The organism is Rhizobium sp. Leaf384 (genome assembly GCF_001424065.1).
In the GTDB taxonomy this organism is placed as follows: Bacteria; Pseudomonadota; Alphaproteobacteria; order Rhizobiales; family Rhizobiaceae; genus Ferranicluibacter.
On the sequence record NZ_LMQE01000005.1, the window covers coordinates 435,940 to 456,409 of the forward strand.

Below are 20,470 nucleotides of genomic sequence, written 5' to 3' on the forward strand. Positions count from 1 at the left end.
CCACAACAATATCGTCTACCGGTTCACTAGCAACCCTCGGCTTGCTGCCTTCGGTTGTTCGCAGGCGGCCGAAGTCTCTCGCTCAAGCGGCTCACTTCGTAGATCGGAGTCAGCGTCGACGGCTCCGCGTGTCCAAATCGAAAAAATTCGCTATCGAGTAAAGCGACATCGCGGACATGTTCGCTCGCCTGTCCGATAGAGAAGAAATCAAGAAGATTGATGCAAGTGTTCGATCGCAAGTTGTGTCCGAACCCAGAACCGGGCCCGTAGATGATCTCTGATACAATCCATGTCGCCTATTCCGATATTCTAAACCTCGGCGATCACGTGGACGCACGCGATCTCACAGCGTCACTAGCGCAGGCGGCCGAGAAGGCCACGGCAATCGATATTTTGGGAGGATATTATTCCGTCGACCGGACATTTGAGATCTTAAAGCGTGTCCCCAGGTCTCACCGATCGGCATGCAAAATCCGCCTGGCGGTCGGCATCGATGCAAATTCCAAAATCACCCAGCATTGGACCGACATGCGATCGCTCGACGAGCGGCTCCGCAACGCAGGGTTCAAGGACGTCACACTCGCGATCGTCAGCGGAAGGCGGCACTTTCACAGCAAGCTTTTCCATTTCTTACGGACGACACATCACGTCTGGTTCGTGGGTTCAGCAAACCCTGGCAGCGACCGGCATGAGTTGATGGTGAGTTTCACCGGCAGGCATGATGCACTGAGAGAGTATATCGATGCAGTGTTCGCGGTGGCTCAGCCGGTAACAAAACAACCGCCGTCTCGCCTATACCCGTCGACCCTTCGCGAGTTCTTTCTGACGGGCTCCCTTGTTCATCGAACATCGCAACGATCACTTTTCACATTCGATGCATTTCGGCTGGAAACAGGAGATAGAGAAAAGATGATGAGGTGGCTGACTGCGGACGTCGTCCCGCATGCGCGACCGAAAACCCAAGGGTTTGCGTTCGGACTTCGCAGTGCAGTCGAGACATCGGACTTCGCCGAGGATGAGCAGGATGATATCGCCAAAGTCCAGTTGCGCGTGCACTCTATTGACACCGCGCTAGGCCTCTGGGCGCCTCGATATTACGTCAACCAGATACGGTCACAACTTCAATCCAGTCACGAGGCTCGAAAGGCAGATCTTCAACGCTTCTCCGACAAATTGCTCACTGATGCCGGCGTCAGAGCGCGTGCGGCATTTTCCGAGTATGTGACCTCTATGGAACGCTTGCTGAAAAGCATAGGCATCACGCCGCGCCCCGTCGAAAAACGCGAGGCTGCCTTTGAGCGATTTATCACATCACGTCAGCGCATGTTGTCGACGGATGAAGGAATAGCGCGGCTGGCCCAACGTCTTGAGGTGATCGATATGCCGGATATCTGGTATGATCCCAACGCCGTCAAAACCTTCGAGATAAGCTTCTTTTCCGATCTGGCCGATCGACTTGGTAACAAACAACGGATCGTTCGCTCTCTCACCAACGGCCTTGGCTTGGCCGAGCATCCCTATTTCGAGCCCAACGAGCTTCGGCAACGACTTGATCGCCGCCTGAGCCGACAATCTTGGCGGGACAATGAATGGGACGTCGACTAGATACTCTTTGAAAACCCTCCCGAACCGAGCGCCGACCCAAGTGCTTGGTCCTACCAGATGTTCGTGCTACGTTCCCACGATAACCGGAAATACATATGGCATTACCGAAAAAGAAGACCGCACATGAAATTCTGAAGACCTTTAAGGTCAGCGCTGGCATTTTTGCCATTGGTGTGCGTGAGCGGGGTGTCACGCTGTATAACCAACAGGTGCGCGCTCATAACCTTATCTGGGCTCTGGTCGAACAGGATAACAATGGTATTCGCAAGCTTGGGCGCGTTGCTATTATCGGCGGAGGAGCCGCCGGTTTGACGGCGACGGCGGCATTGCTGGCCTGCACTTCCGACACATCGGTCACACTTTTTGAAAAGGAATGGGACTTGTGCCCCGTTCAGCAGGGATGCGACGGCCGTTGGCTTCATCCCAGCCTCTATGCCTGGCCAGGCTGGGGTAGCAGGGCTCCGAGCGCTTCTCTACCGATTTTAGATTGGAGCGAAGGGCGAGCGTCTGATGTGGCTCGGACACTGCTGGACGGCTTTTCGCGGCATTGCCAAGTGTCTGCTCGCGACCGTTTCCAAGCATTGGTCGGGGTGCATCACCTGCAGGTTCAGGCCGCCCGCAGAGAAATTCGCTTTATCGGAACGAATGTCGTTATGAATGGACCGTATTTTACGCAAGGCGAGAGCGAAGGGCGGACAGACACTTTCGACACCATCATTTTTGCCGCGGGTTTCGGGTGGGAAAGGACAAACCAGTTCAACACGAACTCGTATTGGCGCAATGAACAGCTTGGCCAACCTAACCTGACTGTCGACCGCAGCCGATACCTCGTCTCTGGATCTGGGGACGGCGCTCTTGTCGATGTTTGCCGCCTGACCATCGAACGTTTCCGGCAGGATACGATCCTCTATGAGCTTTTCGGAACCTGCCTGGAGGAGACCGAGGAACAGTTGCGCATTGATCTGTCCTCTCGCGCTAAAGAAAGTCTGCTGCCCTATTTCGAAAAGATCGAAGAAACGCTTCTGAGGGAGCCGAAAAACTCTCTCCGCCATCGCTTGCGAAAAGACACGGCGGTCACGCTGCATATAGCCGGCAAAGATCCGGACAAGCCGAACGATCTCGAAGATGTTTTCGGTCCGACAAGCTCGGTGTTGAACCGCGTGCTGATCTACCTCCTATACCGTTGTGGCGCGATATCGATTAGTCGTCGCCCCCTGGACGAAGCGATTTCGAGCGCGCAAATCAGCGCAGATCATGTACTATGCCGTCATGGCTGCGATACAGAACGTCATCTGAAACTCATATTCAACGATTATAGCCATGTTGAAAAATCGTTTTCGAAGATGGGTTCGAGTCAGGCGCAGCATCCGGAACGATACTGGAGACCGGGATATTTCCCTGTTTGCTGAAGGAGAGAACATGAACGTGCACAATCATCCGGAGCCTGTACCGCCGGCCTCCCAAATGGCGGTTCTCCCGTTTCTTTCCGCAATCGAGGGCCTGCTTTCCGCGGATCCGGTCGACAGGCTACGCCTCACAATCCATCGCATTATGAATCGTGAAGGACAGGAGTTTCTGCAGCAGGTTTGCCCCTACCTCCCGTTGACGGACGCCTCGAAGGCGACTGGTGGCCGGACTTTTCCGGTCAACGAGGGAATTATGGGTGCAGCCTATGAAAGCCAGAAAATCTACCGAACTGGCTACCATGTGAGCGATGACGCTCTTCAGCAAGCTCTCGAAGGGCAGCAAACGAAAGCCAAGTCCTGGCTCGCCATGCCTTTTCTCGGTCCCGATGATCAGGTGGTTCTGATACTTTTCGCTGAATGCAATACGCTCAACTATTTCGCCGATGACGATAGGATTGGGCAGATCGTCGCGATGGCGAAAGGGTTCTGTAGGCTTCACGACTATCTGCAGGATTCGCCATTCGCGAATTTGCGCAACTTCCCGCTCCACAAAGGCAAGCCAAACCGAGACGGTGGCGGCGCTTTCGGCGTGCAAGAGCCGATCGATCGTGAGCTTCCGAAATTTAACAGCCTCACCTCGTTCAACTACGAGGCCGCGGCAGCCTAACATCATATCCGACTGCGGGATGGATTTGCGGTCTCGCTCACGCCGCCTCCAGTTGTGTGAGCACCGCATCGGCACCAATTTCGCCGGCGATCACGCATTGCGTGGTTGGGAGGGGTTTCGGCGCGAACGGGCGACATGCTTCGATGATATCGACAAACCCTTTGTCGGCGGTCATGACGCAATCCGTATCTATGAGATAGGTCATCAGTTGGTTGTCACCGCCTGAACCAGACGTTACCTTTCGAAACCTCTGAGAAAATGAGTGACCCCATCGCAGCCACTGCCGTGCCAGTGCTTGCGTGTCGACGTCATGTAACCAGAACGCGACCCACTCCGGTCTTCGCAAAAGGCCACCATCAATATCGATAAAAGGAGCAATCCAATCACGATACGGATGACCGGGGCGCCCGAGTGCGTAGGTCACCCCAACCAGGGACTCCAGCCGCCAAGCTTCAACTGGCTCGCCGTTCCAGCCCCGTAACTTCTCTTTAGGAGCCATACGGATTTCATCCAGACCGAGGTTTCCATTCCATCCCGTTGCCAGCATTTCTTTGCGCATTTCCCGGATCTGCTGCTCCGCCTGATCCATGAGCGCGCCCTCGGATTCTGCAATATATCCAGCTTCATGATCAGGAGAGTTTGCGCACCGCACCCAGAAGCCGCCCATTTTCCGCGACCAGTCCTTTCGGCTTCTTTCGAAAAACGCAAGGTCGGGCGTCTGTCGCAACCACTCTGGACGCAGTCTTTTGATCTCGTGCAGGATCTCCATCGATTCACTAAAGGCTTCGGGCATCAATCGGTGGAAAGCCCGGTTCGCCATAAGCTCGACAAGCCGGCGACGGAGAGGCGCGTCCCGCACTCGGAGCGCCTCGTACATGATTGCCGGCGCGATCTGGATCGCTACGTTCCCATGTCGGGCGACGCGAAGAAGTCGACCCTGGAACCCTGCATCTGAAATGTAACGCCATAGATTGGAATCGAGGAGAATTCGCCGCTGCTTGCCCATATATAGCTCACTGCCGATCGTTTCAAAACCTAATCTTCCAGGAACCCTTAGTCAGAGTCAAAAATCAGGCGCAAGTGATCGCGCTCCGCCGCCACTTAAATGAACATCCAGCCTGGCGGTGTTTCGGCGTGGAGTAATCCGTGTAAATTTACCGCTGAACTCGTGGCTAGTAGGACGCCACAAAAAGGAGACTTTGAAACTGTGGGTTAGATTTACCAGCGGGTAGCCTTGAGTTGCATTTGGCTAGATTTGTAGATCAACTACTTAGTGCAGACGATTCGCAGCCAAGGGGCTGCGGATCGCTTTCTAACCAGGCTAGCTATGAAGGATAAGCGAGCGCTGATCTGAAGCTTTAGGGGCACGATCTTGTCCGATGGGTGGGGCGAACGACTTAATATCCATTTTGAAGAGCTGCGCACCAAGCGGGCGCTGTCGGGCGCGCCGGTCTTTGCTCTCGAACATGGGCTGAACGCAAATGAGTTCGGATCGCTCGCAGCGTATCTCCATGGTCAAGTCCGTAACCGGGCGCACTTCCTTCCCGATTGGCTCGGGTGGGTCGTTTACGGGGCGGAACTTGGATATCGATTCAACGGACAGGATTACTGGTCGACGTTTGAAGCCTCGACACCGTTTTGGGCGCAATTCCGGTATGGTCGACATTGGCTTCGTGAAGTCTATAAACGGTTCCATCGCCGCTTTCAGGGTTTCCAGCCCAGAGGCGCCTGGGCAAGCCAGTTTTCAATCATCGCCTGGCCAACCACCCATGCAATCTTGCCCACCGATCTACAGACGCAGCTCGCGGAAACGCTTTACAGGCTGCGCTACGGCATTGCGCAGCGCTTGAATGAGGAGCCCGCATCGATTGGTCGTTATATTTCCGGACGCGGAGCGGGGAGCTCCCGCTTTCGCATTTTTCTCCAGCAGGAAGAAATGGTCGGGAGAATTGCGCTTGCGCTGCTTGGAGGGGAGGGGGCTGGAGAAGGAGACATAATCTTACCGGTGACGTTGAGGCGTATCGTCGACGACCTCGAAAGAGGGCAGAGTGCGCGGGCTTGGCTCAGAGATGCTCGAAACGAGGCTGAGCGCGCCCGGATAAAAGGCATCGGCCGATATGGCGGTTTCCCTTCCGCGAACAAGGAGTCGGCAACGCTTACTCCCAGCCTGACAGGCATTGTGCTTACTCCGACGCTGGAACTGCAAAGAGCCGATGCAACCGAATGGACTTTGATCGCACAACTGCCCTCTTTTCGGCAATTCGGCGAAACGTCTCCGGAGTTTGCGAATTTCCTTCGATCGACACGATGCGCGGTGGAGGGCGCAGAAGGTTATCGTCCAGGGGGTTGGTTGCTGACGGAAGGGCAGCATCGCGTACTGACATCATGGCCAAATCCGTCGGTGCCCTTGATCAAGTTCGAAAAGCCGCATCCCGTCATCGACAAACTACTTTCAACGGACTGCCGCATCGGTGGCCCTGTTTGGGTCTTCGAGATTGGCAGCGACGGTCGGGCTAGGCAGACGGCGCCATCGCGTTTGCGGCCCGGCAAACGCTACATAATCGTGTCGCGAGACCAATTAGGAGATCTGCCTTTCAGTTCACCGGCAATCGTTCGGTGCGCTCATTGTCATGCCGCGCTGATGGAAATCCCCTCTCATGTTTCTGACGAGGCTTTCAAGTCGTTGAGGCATATCGGGCTACGTGTTTCACGAACGATCTCGGTTTGGCCTGCTGGACTAGCCGCTCGTCGGTGGGATGGACAAGGGCGAGCCGACTGGCTCGTTGGGGAGGTTCCTTCATTCGGTATCAGTCCCGATCACGACGTTCTGGCGTTAGATGTGTCAATCGATGGCGTTTCTGCCAAGGATCGGCCCTCGCTTGCCGCAGGAGCGGTTCTGTTTCTGTCCCTCCCTGGTTTGGCACAGGGCTCACACCAGCTTTGTGTCAAGGCGACAGTCGCCGGCAACGAAGGAAAGACCGCGTCATCTACCGTTGTGATCGATATCAGGATTGAGCCACCTGTCGCCTGGTCGCCGGGATCCACCGATTTCAAGGGGATGATCCCCGTTTATAGCCCAGCCGAACCGAGCCTCGACGATTTCCTGGAGGGGCGTTTTGGTTTAAGTGTCATGGGTCCATCTGCGTATAGCGTCAACATTTCCATCGAATTGCTCGATGCCGGCAATAGCCTCCTTGGAACTGAGCATATTGCTCTTTGCCAACTTCCGTGCTCCGAAGAAGCTTGGCGTAAGGCTTCAAGTCAGTTTCGAAAAAACTGGGCATCGCCGTGGGCGTTCTTGTCCGCGGCGGGTGGAAACATTGTAATCACCAGCGATGAGCTGGGCTCATACCGTATTGCGCTGCGCCGGGATGTCAGGCCAGTTCGGTTCATTTGGCATACGAACGACAAGGCGACACGGGTCCGGCTTCTTGACGAAAATCGAAGCGGCGAGCCGATCGTTGCTGAATTCTATCCGTTCGGCGCACCTTGCAGTCCGATAACCATCGATCCGCAGGAATTGCACGATGAGTTTGAACCGCCTGCGCCCGGGGGCCTATTCTCCTTGCAACACGGGAGGGTTAGCAAGAACCTCGTTGTGAGCATGCCGCAGGTCGCAAGCCTCGCGGAACTGCTCCCGAGACCGTCCGAAATCGGATTTCCTTCCGGTCCGGGCGCATTGCGCGATACACAAGCGAACTTGATGCGATGGCGTACTGCCACACTTGCAGGTCCGCTTGTCGATCATCGCACTGCCGCGATTACACAACTGCTGGAGCAGCATTTGTTCCGGCTCCTATGTGGCGATAGCTGGTGGCAGGCAGAGAGGATCTATGAAGCCTCCGCGAAAAGCGCGCAGGATCTTAGGACACTAGCGAATAAGACTGAGACTAGTGCGTCGTTCTCTGTCTTGCTTTGTCGAGACATCCGCGAAATCAAATCGCTCAGCTACGCAGATCGGATCGCTCGTTTCGCCGAGCTTGCCGACCGTTACGGGATCAGCGAGAAAGCCCACAGCGTGGCCGCGATGGCGATTGCTGCAGCGGTGGAATCCGGCGAAGAGATCCCCGCCGCACACCTTGCTGCGCTGAGATCTCTCGGCAAACGCGGAAGGCCAATTATGCGCGCTGCACGCTTCCTCTCCATTGCGCAGGTGAAGGACCTGGAGAGACTGGACAAGGTCGCCTCATGATTTCGTTTGTATCATCGGCTGACATTTTGACGTTGTCTCACCGGTTCTTGAGTGTAGCCGACGATGGCACGATCAGCACCGAATATCTTGCCGCTGCGGTGAGGCGGCTTGCCGGTGCCACCTGCCCATGCTCGCCTAAGACCCTGATGAAGGTGATGGTCGATTCTCACCGAGGTCTCTTTAGTGAAATGGACGTGTTTGCAGATCGGGTGGAGTCGGTAATCGATGACCTGGTCTCGGTTGGTGACCTGCTTGAGCTCAGTGACGTTTCCACTGTCGACGAACGGATCATGGGCACATGGCTGTTTGCGGCGCCGCCTGGTTTCGTCATTCATCACGGCGGGGTCGCGCACATAATCGGTATATCCTCCGATGAGCAAACCCCATTGCCGGCCGCCATACGGGAGCGCGTCATTGTGGAAGGCGTGACGAGACGTATCGCGCCAAACCCGCCAGAGGATCTCGGCTCGCTCTTAAGCGCACTTGGCCTGCGCGAGATACCAAGCGCGGTTTGGTTGAGCCATCCGCGGCGGTGCTCAGCCCGTGACCTCATCGTCCGTGCAGATGGACGCTTGTCCTCCTCGACTCGAATGGGCGAGGAGAATGGCGTCCGAGTGTTCGACCACCGGATGAACAGTCGAAGCTATCGGCGTTGCTGGGAGCCACTTGCGAGTCAGCATGGCAAGTTCATAATCAGACGGCCGCAGGCCTACGGTGCTGACCGGTGGGGTTACGCCGAAATTGCCGATGGTGGAGTTGCAAATGTGTTCGAGTTTCCAGACCCTGGAGATCGCGCGCGCGGTTGCGACATCGCCTGGCGAATGATGGCAGCCTTAAAGACACTCCAGGGGGAGCCGATCCGCTATCGATCTATGGAAAGCGGCGACATGAGTGCATTCGACTTTTTCTTCCCGGTCCCTGATTGGGCCAGACGCACGCTCAGGTTCTCTGGCCGGGAGGTCGTTTCCCGAGACTGCCTTTTGTCATTTGATGTACCCGTTGGCAGCGCCAACGCAATTCATCGTTTTCTCAACGACATGCTTTTTTTTGAGCAGCAGTCTGACTGATTGGTGGAACATGTCCAAGACCATACAAGAAACCATCGACTCTCTCCATCAGTCGCTCAAGGACTACATCGAGGCGACTTATCACATCAGCAACGTTCAACTGATCGCGCAGCGGCGCAACCTGCTCGATAAGGTCGGCGTAACCCACCAGGTCCCCTATCTTGAATCGACGCCGCGATATCAGACGGGAAAGCGTTTCGAGGACATTGAGGATCTGCCGAAGGCAGCCTTGGCAGTCTATACCGCGCTTTCGTCGAAGAAGGGCATCCTGCCGATCCTCCTCCACAATCCGGCTTATACGCATCAGGCGGATGCAATAAGACATGCACTTGTCGAGAAGAAAAACCTCCTGATCATGACGGGAACGGGGTCGGGCAAAACCGAATCCTTCTTGATGCCGATTTTGGGAAAACTTGCCCAAGAAGCATCTGAACGACCCGAAAGCTTCAAAAATCGCCGTGCGATGCGAGCGCTCCTGCTTTACCCGATGAACGCCCTTGTGAACGACCAACTTGGGCGTATGCGCGCAATCTTCGGTGATTCCAGGTTAACTGATCTCTTCAGGTCCATGGCGGGCCGCCCGGCAACATTCGCGCGTTACACGAGCCGAACACCTTATGCTGGAATGCGCAGCCGGAAAAAGGATCCGGGAAAGCTCGGTTCGTTCGAGCAGTTCTTCGTCGAAATCGAGCGGCAAGCTGCAGATCCGGATGCGGAAAACTACGAGCAGGCTCGCATTTTGAAGGGCCAGTTGAAACAGCGGGGAAAATGGCCGGCAAAGCCCGATCTCGCTGCTTGGTTTGGCGAGAAAGGCGATGACTGGATCGATCGCAAGACCCGGGAATTTCTACGGGCTGTCACACTTGCCGACGATGCGGAATTGATCACACGGCATGAGGTCCAAGAGAATTGCCCCGACCTGCTGGTCACCAACTATTCGATGCTCGAATACATGCTCATGCGACCGATTGAGCGTTCGATCTTCGATGATACCAAGGCTTGGCTTGCGGAAAATCCCGATGAGAAGCTGACTGTCGTGCTGGACGAAGCGCATCTTTACCGGGGTGCTGCAGGTGCTGAAGTTGGTCTCTTGCTTCGCAGACTTCGTGACCGTCTCGGTATTAGTCCTGAACGTTTTCAGGTCATCGCAGCGACTGCGAGTTTCAGCGACGAGACTAGAGCGGACGAGTTTGGTGCTGCACTCGCGGGCGTCCCCAAGGAATTGTTCGCTGTTGTGACGGGCCAGCACAAGAAGAAGCCGAACGAACAGGTGGCCACTCCCGCAGAGTGCGAGGTCTTGGCATCTCTGGATCTGGTAAGCTTCTACGATGCTGATCCAGCCAAGCGGGCTGCCGCGATTAAACCGTTCCTCACCTCTCGCGGCATTGAGCCGACCGGCGTTGTGGAAAAAGACTTGTTCGATGCGCTCGATGAATTTCCGCCGATCGCGCTGCTGATCAACAATACGATGAAGGCCGCCCAACCGCTGGCAGCACTGGGACCGCGTCTTTTTCCCGGTCAGCATGATGCAGACAGGGCTTTGACATCGCTTCTGGCGCTTGGCAGCGTCGCACGCGAGACCCCTGACGCCGCTGGGCTGCTCCCATGCCGCGTTCATAATTTCTATCGCGGTTTGCCGGGTCTTTGGGTGTGTATGGATGCCGCTTGCCCAGAGGTCGACGAAGCAGATCGGTCGGGAATTTGCGGCAAGATGTATGGCCAACCTAACGAGCAATGTGGCTGCGGGGCTCGGGTGCTGCAGTTTTATACCTGCCGCAATTGCGGTGCGGCTCATGCCAGAGCTCATACAGACGATGTCGATAATCCAAAATCTCTGTGGTCGGAGCCCGGCCAGAACCTCAAAATGCAAGGCGGTGAAGCGCGAGAATTGCTTGATCTGGATTTGCTCCTCGAGGAGCCCCGGCATCACGGTATGGCAGAGGTTGCAGATTACGATCTATTGACCGGGCAACTCAATCCGGACATCCTCGGCTCGAAGACGCGCTCTGTCTATATTCGAAAAGACCGAACTACTCCAGCAACCGATGACGATGGACATGTGGACACGCGATTTGAAGTTCGCGGTCAATTCACGCCATGTGCCGTATGCGGGGAGGGGGCAAGCTTTGGAAGAACTTCTGTCCAAGACCACCAAACAAAGGGTGACCAACCGTTCCAGGCGCTGGTCTCCAGGCAGATCCAGGTCCAGCCTCCTGGTGTGATGGAGCCGACCGGGTTTGCACCGCTACGCGGACGAAAGGTCCTGGTATTCTCAGACTCTCGTCAGGTCGCTGCCCGATTGGCGCCCAACCTTCAGATGTATTCAACGCGTGACGCGCTGCGGTCGTTGATTGTCTGGGGATTTGGCCGCCTTCATGAAGCAGCAGTGCTTCGCCAGAACCTTAGTTTGGAAGACCTTTACCTTGCCGTGATGCTTGCGTCGCGGGCGCTCGGCGTTCGCCTCCGGCCAGAGATGGGAAATGGCGAGACCTTCGCAGAAAATGAAGTCGATGACGCAATTGCCGACGGCGCATTCGGTGACGACATGCGCCTGGCGCAATTGAGGATGGATTTCGCGTATCAGGCGCCGCCGCTCTCGCTCTTGGACGATATTGTCAAGACGGTCCGGGACAAGCATCTCGGTCTCGAAGCTCTAGCTCTGGCGTCCGTTCGCGAAACTGTCCAGAAGCAGAAAGATATTCTTGCCTTGCCGGTGATCCCTGGTTTTGCGGAGACCGGCGAGGAGAAGATCGCGCTCGCCCGTGCCTGGCTTCGGTGCTGGCAGCGCGAAGGCTTCTGGCTCAGCAAAATGCCGATGAGTTGGTATAACCGACGAAGCAGAGGGACCAGCATTCGCAGTCGGAAATCGCCTTTCGAGGCGATGAAACGGCTTATCAATGACAAAAATGCAGCCAAAATCTGGACAAAGGATTGGGAGCCGAGACTTCGGCAAGCATTCACGGAAGATATTGATAACGGATTTCGGCGACTTCTGGGTCGGACAATTGCCCTCGAACTTGAGGGCGACTGGGTGCGCTGCGAGGCCTGCCGTTCGGTACATCGGCCGGTCCCCCGCATTCCGCGCTGCCTTGACTGCGGCTCTTCAGAAATCAAAGCCCTTGATCCGGAAACCGATCCGGTTTTTGTTGCCCGCAAAGGTTACTACCGGGCGCCAGTCGCGACGGTTTTGCGGGACCCGACCGACCCCCCCATGGCGATCATCGCTGCGGAACACACCGCTCAATTGAATGCACCACAAAGCGAGGACGTGTTTTCCAAGGCTGAAGAAAACGAACTGCTCTTTCAAGATGTCGAACTAACTTGGATAGATCGGCCGAAGAAAGTCACGGCAATCGATGTATTGTCAAGCACGACGACGATGGAGGTCGGGATCGATATCGGGGCCCTTTCGGGGGTCGCGCTGCGCAATATGCCTCCGGGACGTGCAAATTACCAACAGCGTGCAGGCCGTGCAGGCCGTCGAGGGAATGCGGTCGCCACGGTGGTTGCTTTCGGCAGCGCCGATAGTCATGACGAGCATTATTTTACAGAACCGAGTGCGATGATCGCCGGTCCCGTGGTCGATCCGAAGCTGACCTTGAACAATACGGATATTGTCAAACGTCACATTCGGGCATTCATCATTCAGTCCTATCTCCAGGATCGCATCCCGACGGTCGACCCAACAGCAAACCCCGACCTGTTTTCGGTGCTCGGCTCGGTGCAAGCTTTCCAATCGGGGGCGGGAACATTGAACCGTCTCGACTTTGGAAATTGGCTTGCAGGCAACATCGTAGCTTTACGCTTAAGGGCAGAGAGCTGGATCCCGGCCGAACTCGATACTTCAAGTCGCGAGCGCTTGCTCTCCCAGATGGACGTCGATTGTTTGTCCGCGATCGACGATGCCGTTTCATATTCTCCCGAGGCGGGGCAAGAAACAACGGTCGGCGATGACGAGGTCGACGAGGTACCAGAGGTCGCGTCTGAGGAGGGAGAGGAAACCTCGCCCCAGATGAGACCAGACGGAAAATTACTTGACCGACTGCTCTACAAGGGCGTTTTGCCTCGCTACGCCTTCCCGACCGACGTTGCGACTTTCAACGTTTTTGATCGTGAGCGGTCGAAGTCCTATCGGCCAATCATGAAGTTTGCCCCGTCTCAAGGCCTCCCTGTCGCATTGTCGCAATATGCACCGGGCAAGCAGGTGTGGATCTCGGGCAAGTGCTACACGTCTGGAGCTGTCTACTCACCCATGGCGCAAGATCGCTTCGACGCTTGGAGCAATAGACGCCTCTATCTCGAGTGCTCGGAATGCAGCTTTGCCGAAACCAGGCCACTCGATAGCGGCCTAAAGCCTGGAGTGAAGCTCGATTGTGAGGCCTGCGGCTGCGACGAGACATTCGGCCCCGCACACTTTTGGCTGCGCCCGCCCGGCTTTGCGCATCCCTACGATTCCGATGAAGTTACGTCTCCCGACGACATGCCCGAAACAGCTTATGCGACCAGGGCGAAACTGACGATGGCATTCGCCGGCCACGATGAACGCTGGCAAAAGGTCAATGACCGTGTCCGGGTCATGCCGGACAGGACACACCTTCTTGTCTCGAATACGGGTCCCAAGAGCCAAGGCTACGATTATTGCACGCTTTGCGGCCGCATCGAAAGCCACCTGGAGGCCACGGGGCTCCTCCGAGCACCGCATCTTAAGCCATTTCCAGATGAGAAAGACCAAACATGCGCGGGCGCGGGAACCTCTACCGGACTTGTGCTCGGTACGGATTTCATCACCGACATCGCTCTCTTTTCATTGAGGGTCGTTGCTCCACTCAAGCTAAAGCCGGCCCGGTTCGAGACCGATGTCGCCCTTCGGACGGTGAGTGAAGCACTCGCGAAAGCGGCTTGCAACATGCTGGAGATCGAGACCGGTGAACTCATGGCGGAATATCGACCGGCCCTCACACCAGGGGGGCGCAGCGGGTTGGAGGCGGAAATTTTCCTCTACGACACGCTGCCCGGAGGGGCGGGTTTTGCGGCCCAGATCGCCGGCCGGAGCGTTGAATTGTTCGAACGCGCCTTGTCTTTGATGCGCGGATGCCCTGAGGGTTGCGACGCGTCCTGTTACCGCTGCCTGCGTAGCTTTAAGAACAAGTTCGAACATAGATATCTCGATCGTCATGTGGGGATCGAGCTCTTGGAATACTTGGTTCAAGGGGTTTGCAAGCCTTTCGATACCACCCGTGTGCGAAACTCAACGAAAGTCCTTGCAGACGATCTGGCGCGCCACTGCCCCGAATATGATGTCGACTTGTTCGAAATCATTGAGGTTCCCGGACATGGCCAAGTCGAAATCCCAGTTCTTGTTTCCGACAAGAATGGAAGGCGATGGGCGGTTGCACTCTCTGGTCCCTTAACGGAGCGACGCGCCGCCGACCCATTGATCGCACAAATGCAGGTCGATCCCGACGCGATGGCAGTTGAGGTCGTCAATGAATTGCTTGTGCGCGGTAATATCGCAGACGCGACACGCCGGCTTAGGGCGCAGCTTGAGGGTGCCCAGTGATCGAGATTGTTGGGGTCCAGGAAGGGCAGGAATACGAGGCCGCGCTTCATGTAAGGCGTTTGTTGCTGGATGTCTGGCCGGACCTGGGCCAGAGCCGTCGGGACATTGTAAAAATCTTTGTCGGCTTCAAGATGTATGGCCAAAGCGTCCAGGATCTGGATCTCGTCGTCGTCGGTCTATTCGACGAGCCGCGCGAGTTTGCGGTTGAGTACAAGTTCTATCCTCGCGAGGGGGAACCGTTCGCACCGCGACAGGCATGGGTGAAGAATTTCGCATTGGTGATCGAGGTCAAGTCGCACGATGCCGGGGGTGTTAAGTTCGATGATAAGGTCGCATTTGTGCGCTATAGCCGCAGCGGGTCGTCGAGATGGGAGTGCGTCACGGAAAAGAACCGCACCCAGATGTTCGAGTTCAAGAAATATCTCGGGCGCCATGGGTTGGACCGCGTTCACGTTCAAGATTTGATCTTGTTTACGGGTCTGCGTGAAGTTGATTTGCCTGAGCGTCCGCATAATTGCATTGCGATCGATGCGAGTTTTGAGCGGTATCTGAATGTTTTAGGTCAGATTTCACGTCCGCATCGAAGCGGCAATCGTGTCACGCTTTCGTTTGGCGCGGATGAGGTCTTCGAAGGCATCCTGGCCGGGAAGTTTGGCTTGTTTGAAGCGGTCGAACCGACACCGCTTGACCGAAAACGAATGGATATCGTTGCAAAGAAGGCTGTACCGGACGAGTGGCTGAACGATCTCGGCAAACGACAGACGATCCTGAGGGGCAGGGGAGGGGTCGGAAAAACCGTCAACCTGCTTCAAATGGCGTATCGATCCTACGATCAGCGACAAGAAAGATCGCTGCTGCTGACGTTCAATAAAGCGCTTGTTGCAGATCTTCGGCGCACCATGGCGCTTCTCGGGGTTCCTCGCAGCGTCGAAAATGGCGGCATTGCAATCGAAACGGCCCATGGGTTCTTTGGTCGTGTGATGCTCGCACTTGGCGTCATCTCCGACTACGACGGATTTCTGGACGACTTTGAAAGTCACAAGGCAAATCTAATCGAGTTTCTCGAGACCGGGACTATCAGCGCGGATGACATTCTCGGACTTGGCCGCAACGCTCCGGCCGATTTCGACTGGGATTTGATCTTCGTCGATGAGGGGCAGGATTGGCCTCAAGACGAAATTGATATCCTACGTCGAATATTTGGAAGTGAGCGGATCAATGTATCGGACGGTGTCGATCAATTTGTTCGCGACTCGACAGCCGACTGGCTCCGAGGCACCCCGAAGGGTAGCGTACAGTCGCGACGCCTCAAGCGCAGTATGCGCATGAAATCGAATATCGCCACCTTCGCCAGCGATGTGGCGAGTGCCCTGGGAATTGCCGACTGGGACGTGGAGCCAAATAGCGATGCCGCAGGCGGCCGGGTCATTGTGTTGGAGGGAGATTTTCACGATCAGCCGCAAATCCTGCACGACCTGGCGTCAGAAGCTCTATTGCTAGGCAATCACCCCGTGGACATGTTGGTATGCGTACCGCCCTCGATGGTACGCACAGCAAGCGAGGATGCGCTGTGTAGTGTTGCCGACTCCTATGTAAAGTCGGGCGGCAGGGTGTGGGACGGAACGTCACGGGATGTCCGCGAATACTTTGCCAGCCACCGTGACGAACTTCGCTTCGTTCAATACGACTCGTGCCGGGGCCTGGAGGCATGGACATCGATCAATTTCGGGCTCGACCAGCTTTGGGACTACAAGGTCAATCAAATCCAACTCTCGCAAAAGTGGAATGACGACCTTTTGAGCTCCAAGCAGGAACTCGCGGCGGCACATGCGGCCCGTTGGATCATGATCCCTCTGACGAGAGCCATGGACACCTTAGTCGTCAATATCGGGAGCCGGGAAAGCTTTTTGAAATCGGCATTAAGGCATGTTTATGCAAAGCGGGGCGACTTCGTTCAATGGATGGCTCGGAGCTAGATCATCGATCGAGTAGGTCAAAGGAGTCAACGGGACGCAGGCTTGCATGAACGCTTTGTGGTCCAAGCTCTCGCAACTTGTCGAGGGTTTCCGGTCTTCGGCTTCTCTGATCCAGCCAGCGGCGACGCCAGGCATCAGCGATGGCAGCAGCAGGTTCGCTTTCTACGTGTAAAGTCGACAGTCCCAGAAGGGCTTCTCTGGCGCCTGCACCAAGCTCACAAGCGTAAAAGAGACGCGGTGTCGCATGATGGAGGATCGTGTCGCTATCCAGGCCGAGCGCGTTCAGGCCCTCTCTCATCTGTCGCAACCTCGGGCTGGTGCCTTCGCCGAAACGGTTATTGATCCGACGCGAAAAGTGCCTGGACTGTGCGACAGAGCGGAGTGCATTTGCCGTATCGGCTCCAAGATGAAGGGTGCCATATCCGCCAGTCAGGCTGCTTCCGATCGGCTTCCAGGCGATATCGGCCTTCAAATGCGGACTGTGTTTTGTTTGGACTGAAAGCCTGTTGTACTGGCTTGAGCCGATCCCATAAAGGCTAGTCGTCGTGAGAATTCGAAGGTCGGCCGGTTTCGAGATTGGCCTCCCGGCCATCTGAGACGCGATGACGCTGACCTGGTTGCTGTATCGGCGCTCGTAGGCGCTACGCACTTCCTCCGACGCAAGCAGCAATGCGACAAGCTTGCCACCGAGAAGTTCATTGTAGGGTGCGACGGCACCACAAACGCTGACATCAGCGATCCGGCTTGATAACCCTGCCTTTCGGCATTCGGTGAGGACGATGTCGATTGCGCGCTGACCGCTTCTGCCGGCAAGCAATTGCTCAAGAGCGGCGGCGGGCTCTTGGTCAAGACGCGCGGCCCGGAACATCTGCCTTGCGAACAATAGCTGGGCCAAGACTTCTGCTCTCTTGCGGACAAAAAGCAAGTCCTCTGAGAGCGCCAGCCAGTCCGCGTCCAGGACAGTGCTACTTTTCACGCCCCCACGAAAGGGCGTAACCGGCTGATCCTGGTCTTGTTGCGCGTCGAAGTGTGCGCGGAGTTCAATCTCTCGTGCATAGGCCGCGCCTGCCGCTTTTTGCTCCAGGCGCAGTACCGCCGCCTCTGTCGGCTCGGCTATTTCCTCTTCTCGTACGAGATCGTCCCAGCGAATGGAGGAAATTGACTGCTCCAGTTGAGCCTGAAGTGATCGAGCAAGTTGAACTGGATCGAAGTTGCCTTTATCGAGACGCAGCTTTGCTTCGTCTCGAAGCCACCCTATCCATCGATCGCGAACATTGACGCGCATGACGGGACTGGCGAGCATCGCGATTCCCATCACCGGGTGCCTAGGGCGAGCCGCATTGCGGATCAAAATAAGCAACTGGCGACCCGGTATCGGTCGATATTCATGAGCCCAGGTGTGTCGGAAATATCGCCAGATATCGATCAGCTTGATGCCTGTGTGCTGGCAGCGCGCGCCTGGTTCACAAATCTCGATCACAGGATCGATGATCGTGGCGAGCACTTCCTGGCGCGAACTGACCTCACTCTCCTGCAGGTCCGCGAGCGCCTTTGAGAGCTCCATCCCGTTATCAATCAGGTCCAGAACCGAACTTTTAGCGCCGCGAGATCTAGAAAGTCGACTTTCCATACGTCGTATGAACTCCACGACGGATGGCTCCTTGAGCTGGCGCTGACGTGCGGTCTGAAGTGCAAGACGCACTCGCGCCTTGACGTCATCGACCGTTTGCGTGGTCGACCGAGCGATACCGGGAGGTTCAAAAAGGATATCACTGTCTTGGATGGTAACCCGCCAACCCTGTTCGACGAGATCCGCAACAAGGAGGCAAATCGTTCTCAGTTTCTGGCTTGAACCATCATCGATATATTGCCGCGCGAGATCGCGAAGTGCCTCAGCGAACGTTGGAGGTTCTCTGTCGCTGACCAGCAAGAGGGAATGAAGCTGCTTCTTCTCATCCGGTGCTAGAAAAGGTGAGAACGAGCGAACTGGACCCGGATCGCGAGATTTTTGAGCCAGTTCATCGGGTTTTACACTCGTCATTTCAGATCAGGCCACTACGCTTGCTACATATTAGTCAGGCCAAGCGCTTTTCGACCACCTCGCCAGCAAATCACCATACTCATAGTCTGTTCGCGCGCCAGTAGAAGACGAGTGCCCTGCAAGCATATCGACAAGTTTCTTCAAAGCTTGCCCACAGGCGGCTGCGCCGGCTGAACCATCAAACAACGGATGCGACGAGTTTGCTCGCAATCCGCCGTCGGGATTTCTGACCAGTAGTGAAGGAGATCTTTCGGCAACACTCGATACCGACGAGTTTCGCCTGCCGGCCCCGGTCGGAGCCTGCATCATTGGGGATCTGGACGTCGGTTCTCGCTGTAGTTCTGCCGGAATGATCCTGGGACGATTAAGCTTAGCTTCCTTTACCTTGCTGCGAAGCTGCTCGATTGCCTTGTGCATCCCAGCTTGACGAAGGGCGTGCCATATCTGATCGGACACGGAAACCTGTTGTTTCGAAGTCGTCACACCGAAGAGCTCGTCAAGCACGGCGGAAAATTCGATCTCCACGCGAATATAACGGTCATTGTTGATAAAGACGGTCCAGGGTAGCCTAGTATGGACATCGATCAGCCGTCCATTACGACTGAAAACCAGACCATGGTAGTCCTTCAGAAACGAAAATCGTTCGTTGGCGTTCAGGCCGACTGCATCTCTTTGCTTGTCGAGTGCGCCAAAGGTGGGCGGTAGCCACGCGTACCGCAATTCGACGATGCCTTCCCGGTTGGTTCGGGGATTTCGGATCGTGATCGCTACCGGCTCCAGAGCAATCGCGCGATCATCATCAAGCGCAAAATGATCAGCGGAGGGCGTCAGGAACAGAGGGTCGACCGCTCTGACGCGTGTGTCATCGACGTAGAGCGCCGTCAACTCAAGGATCTTATGATAAGTAACACTCAGGTGCCGCAGGAGATTGGAGCGCATGCCAAGCGCTGTGGTCCACTCAACCCGATCAAGTTTCTCAAGTAGTATGACGGTTCCCGACTGCCATCCCAAGGGGTAGTTACGGTTGACATGCTCTTCAATGAAGTCTGGAAGCTGCGCAGGAGACGCTTCTGGAAGCAATATGTGCCCCGTTTGCGTTCGATAGGCTCCTTTTTCCAGTTCATCGAGGTCTAGGCATGTTTGGAGGATTGGCCCATTTTCCAGTTTCGAGATCACCGTGAAGCGTCTGCCTATACTCACGGCGGCGCAGGGTAGGCCGTAACCATATCGGCCAAGACCCTCACGGTCGTCTTCACGGTGTGTTCCTCCCCACATCATAGCCAGACGCATCATCGCGGCCGGTATTCCATGTCCGTCGTCGATGACGGCGATACGATCTGGTTTTTTAGCTGAGCCGCCTTTCGCGTAGCCAAAGACCAGATCGACGCGTTGAGCATAAGCTTGGATCGAGTTGTCAATGAGTTCGGCAAATGCATGGAGATTGCTGCGGTAGCCGATATGTCTTATTCCGCGTATGAAAGCCTCATCGATTGTCAGTCCATGTCGGGTCGAAGCTCCCCGTTCCGCTGCGTAGAGACTTTGCTTCAGGACAACATCATCGCGCATATCTACCATATTTTGCTTCCCGTGATGGCCGCACGCTGGATCGCGTTTGATGGGTTTACAATGACGCGAAGGTGGCCCCCTGTCAGCTGATTATTTTAGCCCGCATACTACAAGAAGCGACAAGGCACTCATCTGTCGGATGGTGACGGTGATATGGAATGACGCGGTCGTGTTGGTCGATTTCGGCATCCGAGGATAAGACCTTAGGGCTCTATCAAACTGCGCTGCGATCTTGTTTCACTAATGAACTTAACAGTTGGCACGTCGCCGATGCTGTCTATGTTGTTTTTATTATCTCGCGAAGTTTTTTTGCCGAACGGATTGGCACCTTCGGCCACAGCCGCGAAATCCCGAGACGATTTTGCCGAAAACTTGACATATGAGGGCTAA

10 protein-coding genes are annotated in these 20,470 nt (G+C 55.8%); 7 read left to right on the forward strand and 3 right to left on the reverse strand.

All coding sequences use genetic code 11. The features are described 5' to 3' along the window. Positions 1 to 270 precede the first annotated feature (270 nt). From ASG25_RS10395 to ASG25_RS10405, 3 genes are all read left to right on the forward strand, one after another. The gene (locus ASG25_RS10395) at positions 271 to 1,605 is read left to right on the forward strand and encodes a phospholipase D family protein (RefSeq protein WP_062473170.1); all 1,335 of its coding nucleotides are present in this window, start codon (positions 271 to 273) and stop codon (positions 1,603 to 1,605) included. 95 nt (positions 1,606 to 1,700) lie between these two features. After that, the gene (locus ASG25_RS10400) at positions 1,701 to 3,014 is read left to right on the forward strand and encodes an NAD(P)-binding protein (RefSeq protein WP_062473171.1); all 1,314 of its coding nucleotides are present in this window, start codon (positions 1,701 to 1,703) and stop codon (positions 3,012 to 3,014) included. Between the two features lie 10 nt (positions 3,015 to 3,024). Beyond that, positions 3,025 to 3,678: a hypothetical protein gene (locus ASG25_RS10405; RefSeq protein ID WP_062473173.1), complete on the forward strand. Its 654-nt coding sequence runs from the start codon at positions 3,025 to 3,027 to the stop codon at positions 3,676 to 3,678. 37 nt (positions 3,679 to 3,715) lie between these two features. Here ASG25_RS10405 and ASG25_RS10410 read toward each other — a convergent pair whose 3' ends face one another. Further along, complete coding sequence (locus tag ASG25_RS10410; protein WP_062473175.1) at positions 3,716 to 4,684, reverse strand: hypothetical protein; 969 nt, start codon at positions 4,682 to 4,684, stop codon at positions 3,716 to 3,718. Positions 4,685 to 5,050: 366 nt separating this feature from the next. Here ASG25_RS10410 and ASG25_RS22720 point away from each other — a divergent pair, with 366 nt between their 5' ends. From ASG25_RS22720 to ASG25_RS10435, 4 genes are read left to right on the forward strand one after another with little or no spacing between them, the layout of a single operon-like run. Further along, positions 5,051 to 7,870 carry a hypothetical protein gene (locus tag ASG25_RS22720; protein ID WP_156379732.1) on the forward strand — a complete coding sequence of 940 codons (2,820 nt, stop codon included), beginning with the start codon at positions 5,051 to 5,053 and terminating at the stop codon, positions 7,868 to 7,870. After that, positions 7,867 to 8,937: a hypothetical protein gene (locus ASG25_RS10425; RefSeq protein WP_062473181.1), complete on the forward strand. Its 1,071-nt coding sequence runs from the start codon at positions 7,867 to 7,869 to the stop codon at positions 8,935 to 8,937. The genes ASG25_RS22720 and ASG25_RS10425 overlap by 4 nt, the downstream gene beginning before the upstream one ends. A gap of 10 nt (positions 8,938 to 8,947) precedes the next feature. Next, complete coding sequence (locus ASG25_RS10430; RefSeq protein WP_062473183.1) at positions 8,948 to 14,497, forward strand: DEAD/DEAH box helicase; 5,550 nt, start codon at positions 8,948 to 8,950, stop codon at positions 14,495 to 14,497. Then, complete coding sequence (locus ASG25_RS10435) at positions 14,494 to 16,473, forward strand: hypothetical protein (RefSeq protein ID WP_062473186.1); 1,980 nt, start codon at positions 14,494 to 14,496, stop codon at positions 16,471 to 16,473. Before ASG25_RS10430 ends, ASG25_RS10435 begins: the two co-directional genes overlap by 4 nt. Position 16,474: 1 nt before the next feature. Here ASG25_RS10435 and ASG25_RS10440 read toward each other — a convergent pair whose 3' ends face one another. Together ASG25_RS10440 and ASG25_RS10445 are read right to left on the reverse strand one after the other, a co-directional pair. Beyond that, positions 16,475 to 18,514, reverse strand: a complete 2,040-nt coding sequence (locus ASG25_RS10440; protein WP_062473188.1) for a Druantia anti-phage system protein DruA — start codon at positions 18,512 to 18,514, stop codon at positions 16,475 to 16,477. 30 nt (positions 18,515 to 18,544) lie between these two features. Then, entirely contained in the window at positions 18,545 to 20,089 is a 1,545-nt protein-coding gene (locus ASG25_RS10445; RefSeq protein WP_062473190.1) for an ATP-binding protein, read from the reverse strand. Between the last annotated feature and the right edge of the window lie 381 nt (positions 20,090 to 20,470).